Source organism: Methylobacterium variabile (genome assembly GCF_001043975.1).
In the GTDB taxonomy this organism is placed as follows: domain Bacteria; phylum Pseudomonadota; class Alphaproteobacteria; order Rhizobiales; family Beijerinckiaceae; genus Methylobacterium; species Methylobacterium variabile.
Genome location: NZ_LABY01000065.1, coordinates 1 through 7,588, shown reverse-complemented (window position 1 = coordinate 7,588; position 7,588 = coordinate 1). Strand labels below are relative to the sequence as shown.

8 protein-coding genes and 2 pseudogenes are annotated in these 7,588 nt (G+C 72.7%); 2 read left to right on the top strand and 8 right to left on the bottom strand.

What is annotated here, in order from left to right; translation table 11 throughout:
* Window positions 1-259 precede the first annotated feature (259 nt).
* Window positions 260-478 (top strand): annotated as a pseudogene (locus tag VQ02_RS10845) (transposase); the annotation flags it as partial.
* A 10-nt stretch (window positions 479-488) separates the two neighbouring features.
* Here VQ02_RS10845 and VQ02_RS35535 read toward each other — a convergent pair.
* From VQ02_RS35535 to VQ02_RS10830, 4 genes are all read right to left on the bottom strand, one after another.
* Complete coding sequence (locus VQ02_RS35535; RefSeq protein WP_083469150.1) at window positions 489-1,094, bottom strand: nucleotidyltransferase domain-containing protein; 606 nt, start codon at window positions 1,092-1,094, stop codon at window positions 489-491.
* Between the two features lie 532 nt (window positions 1,095-1,626).
* Window positions 1,627-2,391 (bottom strand): precorrin-4 C(11)-methyltransferase, encoded by a 765-nt coding sequence (gene cobM / locus VQ02_RS10840; RefSeq protein WP_048444201.1) that lies wholly within the window; start codon window positions 2,389-2,391, stop codon window positions 1,627-1,629.
* Entirely contained in the window at window positions 2,388-2,873 is a 486-nt protein-coding gene (locus VQ02_RS10835; protein ID WP_083469149.1) for a cobalamin biosynthesis protein, read from the bottom strand. Before VQ02_RS10835 ends, cobM begins: the two co-directional genes overlap by 4 nt.
* A complete protein-coding gene (locus VQ02_RS10830; RefSeq protein ID WP_048444200.1) occupies window positions 2,873-4,117 on the bottom strand; it encodes a bifunctional cobalt-precorrin-7 (C(5))-methyltransferase/cobalt-precorrin-6B (C(15))-methyltransferase in 1,245 nt (414 codons plus the stop codon). Before VQ02_RS10830 ends, VQ02_RS10835 begins: the two co-directional genes overlap by 1 nt.
* On the opposite strand from VQ02_RS10830, the gene VQ02_RS10825 reads away from it, so the two are divergent.
* Entirely contained in the window at window positions 4,059-4,871 is an 813-nt protein-coding gene (locus tag VQ02_RS10825; RefSeq protein ID WP_048444203.1) for a cobalt-precorrin-6A reductase, read from the top strand. The two genes, VQ02_RS10830 and VQ02_RS10825, sit on opposite strands and share 59 nt — an antisense overlap.
* On the opposite strand, the gene cobJ is transcribed toward VQ02_RS10825, so the two are convergent.
* The 4 genes and pseudogenes from cobJ to VQ02_RS10805 all read right to left on the bottom strand — a co-directional run.
* Window positions 4,844-5,599, bottom strand: coding sequence for a precorrin-3B C(17)-methyltransferase (cobJ, locus tag VQ02_RS10820; RefSeq protein WP_048444199.1), 756 nt, complete (start codon window positions 5,597-5,599; stop codon window positions 4,844-4,846). The genes VQ02_RS10825 and cobJ overlap by 28 nt on opposite strands.
* Window positions 5,596-6,387: a precorrin-2 C(20)-methyltransferase gene (locus VQ02_RS10815; protein ID WP_048444198.1), complete on the bottom strand. Its 792-nt coding sequence runs from the start codon at window positions 6,385-6,387 to the stop codon at window positions 5,596-5,598. The genes cobJ and VQ02_RS10815 overlap by 4 nt, the downstream gene beginning before the upstream one ends.
* Window positions 6,387-7,019, bottom strand: coding sequence for a precorrin-8X methylmutase (locus tag VQ02_RS10810; RefSeq protein WP_048444197.1), 633 nt, complete (start codon window positions 7,017-7,019; stop codon window positions 6,387-6,389). The genes VQ02_RS10815 and VQ02_RS10810 overlap by 1 nt, the downstream gene beginning before the upstream one ends.
* Window positions 7,016-7,588: pseudogene (locus VQ02_RS10805) on the bottom strand (nitrite reductase); the annotation flags it as partial. The gene VQ02_RS10810 and the pseudogene VQ02_RS10805, both read right to left, overlap by 4 nt.

The window sequence follows — 7,588 nt, the reverse complement described above, 5'->3', positions numbered from 1 at the left end:
TGATTGGATCCCACAGATTTGACACCCTGCATGTCATTCCGGGGCCGCGCAGCGGAGCCCGGAATGACATGCAGGGTGTTCAGAATGGAGAAGAACGCAACTCACGTTACTCGACACCGCCTGAGTTTCTGTATTCCGGGCTCTTCTGCGCAGCCCGAATGACGAAGAGGGTGTTCATACTGTCCAGAAAGTTAAACAGGCTCTGAAGCTTATCATTCCCTTACTGCCGAGATCCGAACCAAAGCGCCCGAACTGATAGGAGTTGCGCCAGCAGGGCATCAGCGTGGTCATTCCCGGCACCCACGGCTGCGAGTGCAGGATCCGCCTCGACACGCGGCGCCATCCCGACCGTTGGCGGGTCGAGGCGGTGTTCTGCCGCCTCAAGGATTTCCGCCGCATCGCCACCTATTACGACAAGCTCACCCGCAACGTCGCTTCCGCCCTCGCCTTGGCCGCCGTCATCGCATCCTGGTGCTGATTGAGTGATCCTAGCTGATTTGCAGATGTTCAATCCACTCATGGCCAGGATGCAATTCGTTCAGCCAGACAAGCAGCTGCTCTTTTTCTTCGGTAGAAAATTTGTTTCGAAAAAAATTGAAATCTCTCTGATCTTTTTTTCTACAATATTTCGCCTTGAACAGCATGACATTTATAGGTGCCAGATATGGGATACCCGTTTCGCTCACATGAACAGCATCGGAGCGTGCCATCTGTATTGTCTGATCGCGCTTATAGATCCATAGGTCTGGCGTCCCTGGTTCCATCATCATGTCCACGCGCCAACAAGCTCGCCGCATGTCTCCGCCCCAAAGCTGCCAGACATCGCCAGGCAGGCTAGCGGACGGGGGAAGATATTCGATTTTCCCATTATTTACAGTAAAGAAATCCAGATCGCGCAAAAGGGCGCGGAAGTGATCCACATCATCGCGAATAACGACAAACTCTAAGTCTTCGTGCTCACGCGTTTGCTTGCCATGCGCAACGTCCAGAGCCCATCCGCCTGCGACGTACCAGGGGAGGACTGCTTCTCGGAGACGCTGACCGAGTTCGTCGGGAGACCATGCATCCCAAGCTTCGTCGTCGAGAGGGCTCATCGAAATATCCGTAGGGAGCACCTGTGAAGAACGAAACCCTATAAGCGCTGCTGTCGCTCGCCAACGCGGCGTCCACCGGGACCTCACGCAGCAGCCGCGCGACCGTATCCACCAGCCGCGCGATCATTGCCCCGAAGGGCGAGTTTGTCCTGTCCGAAGTAGACCTCGACGCACGGTGCGAAGCCCAACGCCATCCAGCGGTCGTCGTCGTCGCGCGCCGCCGATCGTTGCCGACAGGCCGAACGCGAGAAGGGTCGTAGGCTTGCCCGTGTCCTCGAACCCCGGCCAGCAACCAAACGGCAAGCGTGGACGGCTCGACCCCGGCGGCGAACGTCAGCTGGTACTCGATCGCCATGACAACGCACCCGGGACGCCGGATCGATGCAATGGAGACGGAAGCGCTCCTCAGCAGCGGGTAGAGGTGAACGTATGGAAACGCCTGTGAGTCGTCCCCCTCAGCAGCCCTTCGTCCGATCAGGCCGATTGAGCCTGAACCCTGACCGTCGCCAGTCGCGCCGTTCATCGAACCGTGTCATGGCTGGGATACCCCCGGCCGGAACCGCCGGTCGTAATCGGCCGCGTAGAGCGCGCTCTCGCGGAACTCCGTCGCGCCGAGGGCCGGGCCGACCAGGATCAGGGCGGTGCGCTCCAGCCCCGCCGCCGTCACCTGGGCCGGCAGGTCCGCCAGGGTCCCGCGCAGCACCCGCTCGTCCGGCCAGGTGGCGCGGAAGACCACTGCGGCCGGGCAGTCCGGCCCGTAGTGCGGGATCAGCTCGGCCACGACCGTGTCGATGACGTGGATCGACAGGTGCACGGCGAGCGTCGCGCGGGTCGCCGCGAAGGCGGCGAGGCGCTCCGAATCCGGCATGGCGGAGGCGCGGCCGCTGGTGCGGGTCAGCACCACGGATTGGGCCACCTCCGGCACCGTCAGCTCGCGCCCGAGCACGGCGGCGGCCGCCGCGAAGGAGGGGACGCCGGGGGTGAGGTCGTAGGGGATGCCGAGGCGGTCAAGGCGGCGGGTCTGCTCGGCGACCGCGCTCCAGATCGAGAGGTCGCCGGAATGCAGCCGCGCCACCGCGAGGCCCGCCGCATGGGCCGCCGCCATCTCGTCGACGATCGCGTCGAGGGAGAGGGGGGCGGTGCTCACGATCCGCGCACCGGGGGGACACCAGGACAGGATCTCCGGCGCCACCAGGGAGCCGGCATGGAGGCAGACCGGGCAGCGGGCGATGAGGTCGCGGCCCCGCACGGTGATGAGGTCGGCCGCGCCCGGCCCGGCGCCGATGAAGTGGATCATGGCTCGTCTCCGCTGGCGGCGAGCGCGCAGGTGGCGCCCGGGCTGGCGATCCGCGGCAGGATGAGGTGTGCGTCGGGTCCGGCCGCCGCCAGGGCGGCCGCCTCCGCCAGCGAGCCGACGCCGCGCAGGGCCTCGATCCGCACCGAGCGGGTGACCCCGCGGCGGCCGGCCTCGCGCAGGGCCTCGACCCCGACGGGAACCAGCGGCACGCCCAGCGCCTCGGCGGCGGCGCGGATCGCCCGGTCCTCCGCCCGGTCGGCGGCGGTGGCAAGCGCCGTGAGGCGCGCGGCCGCGAGGTCCGCCTGCCGCAGGGCGGCGGCCACCAGGGTCAGGATCTCGTCCGTCCCGGTGGCGTGGCGAAAGCCGATGCCGGCGATGACCGGGCGCAGCGCCCCGGTGTCGGGCGCGCGGGCCGGACCGCGCAGCGGCCGCGGCGGGGGGGCGGCACCCGGCACCCGCGCCTCGAGGATCGATGCGGTCATCACGGCTTCGTCAGCGCCCATTGAGTCACCGGCATCGCCGGGCGCCAGCCGGTGAGGCCGCCGACCGGCTCCGCGCGGGCGACCGAGAGGCGCCGCAGGGTGCCGCCGCGCTCGGCGTGGAGGCGCAGGAGCACCGCCTCGCTCTCGAGCGTCACTGCGTTGGCGACGAGGCGTCCGCCGGCGGGCAGGGCCTCGAGAACCGCCGCGACCAGGGCCGGATCGGAGACGCCGCCGCCGATGAAGGCCGCGTCCGGCGCCGTCAGCCCGGCGAGCACGGCCGGGGCGCGGCCGACCACGACGGCGAGGTCGGGCACGCCGAGGGTCCGGGCGTTGCGGCGGATGCGGGCGGCGCGCTCGTCCCGCGCCTCGACCGCCACGGCGCGGTTGGCCGGATGGCGCAACGACCACTCGATGCCGATCGAGCCCGAGCCGGCGCCGACGTCCCACAGGAGCTGGCCGGCGCGAGGGCGCAGGGCCGCGAGGGTGACGGCGCGGATCTCGGCCTTGGTGAGCTGGCCGTCGCTCTCGAACCAGGCGTCGTCGAGGCCGGCGCTGAGCGGGATCACCCGGGCGTCCGGCTCGGCCACCACCTCGACCGCGACGGTGTTGAGCGGGTCGATGCCTCTCTCCGCGAAGCCGGCAGCGAGCGCGGTGCGGCGGCGCTCGCGGGGCCCCCCCATCGCCTCGAGCACGGTCAGGCGCGTGCGCGGGAAGCCGCGCTCGGTCAACAGGCCCGCGAGCTTTTCCGGCGTGGTGCCGTCCCAGGACAGGACGAGGAGCCGGGCGCCGGGTTGCAGATACGGGATCACCCGCTCGAGCGCCCGACCGTGCAGGGTCAGGCAGGCGACCTCCGCCAGCGGCCAGCCGAGGCGGGACGCCGCGAGGCTGAAGGCGGAGGCGTGCGGGAAGGCCGCGATCTCCTCCGCCGGCACCAGCCGGGCGAGCTCGGCGCCGACGCCGTAATGGAAGGGATCGCCGGTGGCGAGCACGCAGGTCGGCCGGCCGCGGCGGGCGAGGATCGTCGGATAGGCGTCGGAGAGCGGGCTCGGCCAGGCCAGGGTCTCGGCGGCGAGCGGGGCGGCCAGCTCCAGGTGCCGGCGCCCGCCCACCACCAGCCCGGCGCCGTCGAGGGCGGCCGAGGCGGCGGGCGAGAGCCCGGCCCGGCCGTCCTCGCCGAGGCCGACGATGAACAGCCACGGGGCGGTGCTCGACACGGGGGGAGCTTCAGGCGAGAAGGCGGCCATGCGCATCCTCATCCTGGGCGGCACCACCGAGGCCGCCGGCCTGGTCCGGCTCCTCGCCGGCCGGCCGGATTACGACGTCACCCTGTCCCTCGCCGGGCGCACGGCGGCGCCCCTCGCCCTGCCGGCGCGCACCCGCATCGGCGGCTTCGGCGGCGCGGCCGGGCTCGCCGCCTACCTGTGCGAGCATCGCATCGCGGCGCTGATCGACGCCACGCACCCCTTCGCGAGACTCATCTCGCGCAACGCCGCAGCGGCGGGCCGGGAGGCGGGCGTGCCGCTCCTCGCCGTCCGGCGCCCGGCCTGGGCACGGGAGCCCGGCGACGCGTGGCGCGAGGTCGAGAGCGTTCCCCAGGCCACGACGGCCTTGGGCACCGCGCCGCGCCGGGTCTTCCTGACGGTGGGCCGCCTCGAGCTCGCCGCCTTCGCGGCGGCGCCGCAGCACCGCTACCTCGTGCGCACCATCGAGCCGGTCGGCGACGCGCTGGCGGGGATCGACATCACCACGATCGAGGCCCGCGGGCCCTTCGGCGCGGCGGAGGAGGCCGCGCTGATGCAGCGCCACGGCGTCGAGGTGCTGGTGACCAAGAATTCCGGCGGGTCGGCGACCTACGGCAAGATCGCGGCGGCCCGTGCCCTGGGGCTGCCGGTGGTGATCGTGCGCCAGCCGGTCATGCCGGACGTGCCGCAGGTGGCGGAGGCGCGTGCCGCCCTGGACTGGCTCGACGCTCATCGGGCGACCGACCGCGGCGTGTAGACGAAGGGCGCCTGTCCCTCGCGCGGGATCAGGCGGGTGGCACTCGCCCCGATCATCACCAGGGTCGCCATGTCGGCCTCGGCGGCCCCCGCCTCGGCGAGCGGCAGGACGCGGATCGTCTCGTCCGGCCGGCCGACGGCGCGGGCGAGGATCACGGGCGTGTCGGGCGCGCGGTGCTCGGCCGCGAGCGCGAGGGCCGCGCCGAGCTGCCAGGGCCGGGCACGGGAGATCGGGTTGTAGAGGGCGACCACGAGGTCGGCCACCAGCACCGCGCTCAGCCGCGCGGTGATGACCTCCCAGGGCTTCAGGTTGTCCGACAATGAGATCGCGCAGAAATCACCGCCGAGCGGCGCCCCGGCCCGGGCCGCGGCCGCCAGCATCGCGGTGATGCCGGGCTCGACCGTGATCGGCAGCGCGCGCCAGGCCGGATCGCCCGCCTCCAGCGCCTCGAACACGGCCGCCGCCATGGCGAAGACGCCGGGATCGCCCCCTGACACCACCGCGACCCGGCGGCCGGCGGCGGCGAGCTCCAGGGCGTGCCGGGCCCGGTCGACCTCGACCCGGTTGTCGCTGGCGTGGCGCACGAGGCCGGGCCGCTCCGGCACCCGGGCGACGTACGGAACGTAGCCGACGAGGTCCTGCGCCGCGTCGAGCGCCGCTGCGGCGGCCGGCGTGAGGTAGCGCGGGTCGCCGGGGCCGAGGCCCACCACCGTGACGGAGCCGGTCACGGCCGGCGCCCCTCGCCCGGCACGAGCACCATCGAGAAGTAGGGCGCCCGGTCGTCCGGCTTCTCGGCCAGCGGCACGACGTGCTCCCCTTCCATCGTGCCGCGCTCGACGTAGACGGCCCGGGCCAGGAGCCCGGCCTCGGCGAGGGCCGCGCGCACCTTCGGCAGATGGCGGCCGAGCTTCATCACCACGGCGGCGTCGGTGGCGCTCAGGCGGGCGACCAGGGTCGCGTGCGGCAGGGTGGCGGGCAGGACGGTGAGCACGTCGTCGCCCCAGGTGATCGGGGTGCCGGCCCGCGTCCAGCAGCCCGACATCCCGGTGACGCCCGGCACGACCTCGACCGGGAAGCGGTCCTTCAGCCGCCGCCACAGATGCATGAACGAGCCGTAGAAGAACGGATCGCCCTCCGACAGGATCGCCACGTCGCGGCCCGCATTCAGCTCCGCGGCGAGGCACGCGGCCGCCTCGTCGTAGAAACCGGACAAAGCCGCCACGTAGGCCGGATCATCCGGCGGCAGCTCGGTCGTGTAGGGATAGGCCAGCGCCCATTCCCGGGCGGGATCCTGCACCACCGCGTCGGCGATGGTGCGGGCGTTGCCGCGACGGCCGGCCTTGCAGAAATGCACGAGGTGGTGGGCGCGCTCGAGCACCCGCACCGCCCGGACCGTCAGATAGTCCGGGTCGCCCGGCCCCATGCCGACGCCGTAAAGGGTGCCGGTGATGGCCGCCTTCGGGGCGGACGGGATCTCGGCCGGGTCGGCCGGCAGGAAGTCCGAGGGGCCGTCCATCACTCGGCCTCGCTGGCGAGCGCGTTGACGGCCGCCGCCGCCATGGCGCTGCCGCCGCGCCGGCCGCGCACCACCAGGAACGGCACCCGGCCATCCGCCGCCAGCGCGTCCTTCGATTCGGCGGCACCCACGAAGCCGACCGGCACGCCGATCACCGCCGCGGGGGGCGCCACGCCCTCGTCCAGCATCTCGAGCAGGCGGAAGAGCGCGGTCGGCGCGTTGCCGACCGCGACGACCGATCCGGCGAGCCGGTCGCGCCACAGCTCCATCGCGGCGGCGGTGCGGGTGGTGTCCAGGCTCTTGGCGAGATCGGGCACCCGGGGGTCGGAGAGGGTGCAGACGACCTCGTTGCCGGCCGGCAGCCGCGCCCGCGTGACACCGTCGGCGACCATGCGGGCGTCGCACAGGATCGGCGCGCCGCGGCGGAGCGCGGCTTGCGCCGCCTCGGCGAAGTCCGGCGACAGGGCGATGTCGGCCGGCAGGTCGGTCATGCCGCAGGCGTGGATCATCCGCACCGCGACCCGCTCGGCGGCGCCGTGGAAGCGCGACAGGTCGGATTCGGCGCGGATCATGGCGAAGGAGCGCGCGTAGATGGCGGCGCCGTCGCGGATGTAGTCGAGGCGCGGGTTCATGCGGGCTCCCGGAATGCGTCTCTCAGGCCGGAGGGGTCTCGAACGCTCTCTAGCCGCTCCAGCACGGCATCGAAAGTGAGGGCAAGGTCGGTCTCGGTGCCGGCGTGGCCCTGCGGCACCACCCCGTAGCGCCCGTTCGGCCGCCCGACCAGGGTGAGGGTGGCGGGGCCGGGATGGGCGCAGCCCTTCGGGCAGCCGGAGACGTGAGCGGTGGCGCCGCGCCGCGCGAGCGGCGCGAAGGCGGCGGCGAGGCGGGGCGCGTCCGCTTGCGCCGGCGTGCCGCCGGAGGCGCAGGCCGGCGCCCCGGGGCAGGCGGCGACCGCCCGGCGCGGGTCGGCGGGATCGACGATCAGGCCGGCGGCGGCGGCCTCGCGGCGCAGGGTCTCGGCGGCGGCCTCGTCACGGCCGACCAGCGCGACGCCGCGGCTCGGGGTGAGGCTGAGATCGCCGTCGCCGTGCGCCTCGCTCCAGCCGGCGAGGCGATCGAGCAGCGCCGCGTCGCAGCGGCCGAAGGGCAGCTCGGCGAGGACGGCACGGCCGTGCGGGCCGGCGGGGAGGGCGGGGGTGGC

Bases quoted from the DNA above. Each gene is read 5' to 3' on its own strand.
- VQ02_RS35535 (WP_083469150.1), bottom strand. From the start codon at position 1,094: ATGAGCCCTCTCGACGACGAAGCTTGGGATGCATGGTCTCCCGACGAA.
- cobM (WP_048444201.1), bottom strand. From the start codon at position 2,391: ATGATCCACTTCATCGGCGCCGGGCCGGGCGCGGCCGACCTCATCACC.
- VQ02_RS10835 (WP_083469149.1), bottom strand. From the start codon at position 2,873: ATGACCGCATCGATCCTCGAGGCGCGGGTGCCGGGTGCCGCCCCCCCG.
- VQ02_RS10825 (WP_048444203.1), top strand. From the start codon at position 4,059: ATGAACAGCCACGGGGCGGTGCTCGACACGGGGGGAGCTTCAGGCGAG.
- VQ02_RS10830 (WP_048444200.1), bottom strand. From the start codon at position 4,117: ATGGCCGCCTTCTCGCCTGAAGCTCCCCCCGTGTCGAGCACCGCCCCG.
- VQ02_RS10815 (WP_048444198.1), bottom strand. From the start codon at position 6,387: ATGGACGGCCCCTCGGACTTCCTGCCGGCCGACCCGGCCGAGATCCCG.
- VQ02_RS10810 (WP_048444197.1), bottom strand. From the start codon at position 7,019: ATGAACCCGCGCCTCGACTACATCCGCGACGGCGCCGCCATCTACGCG.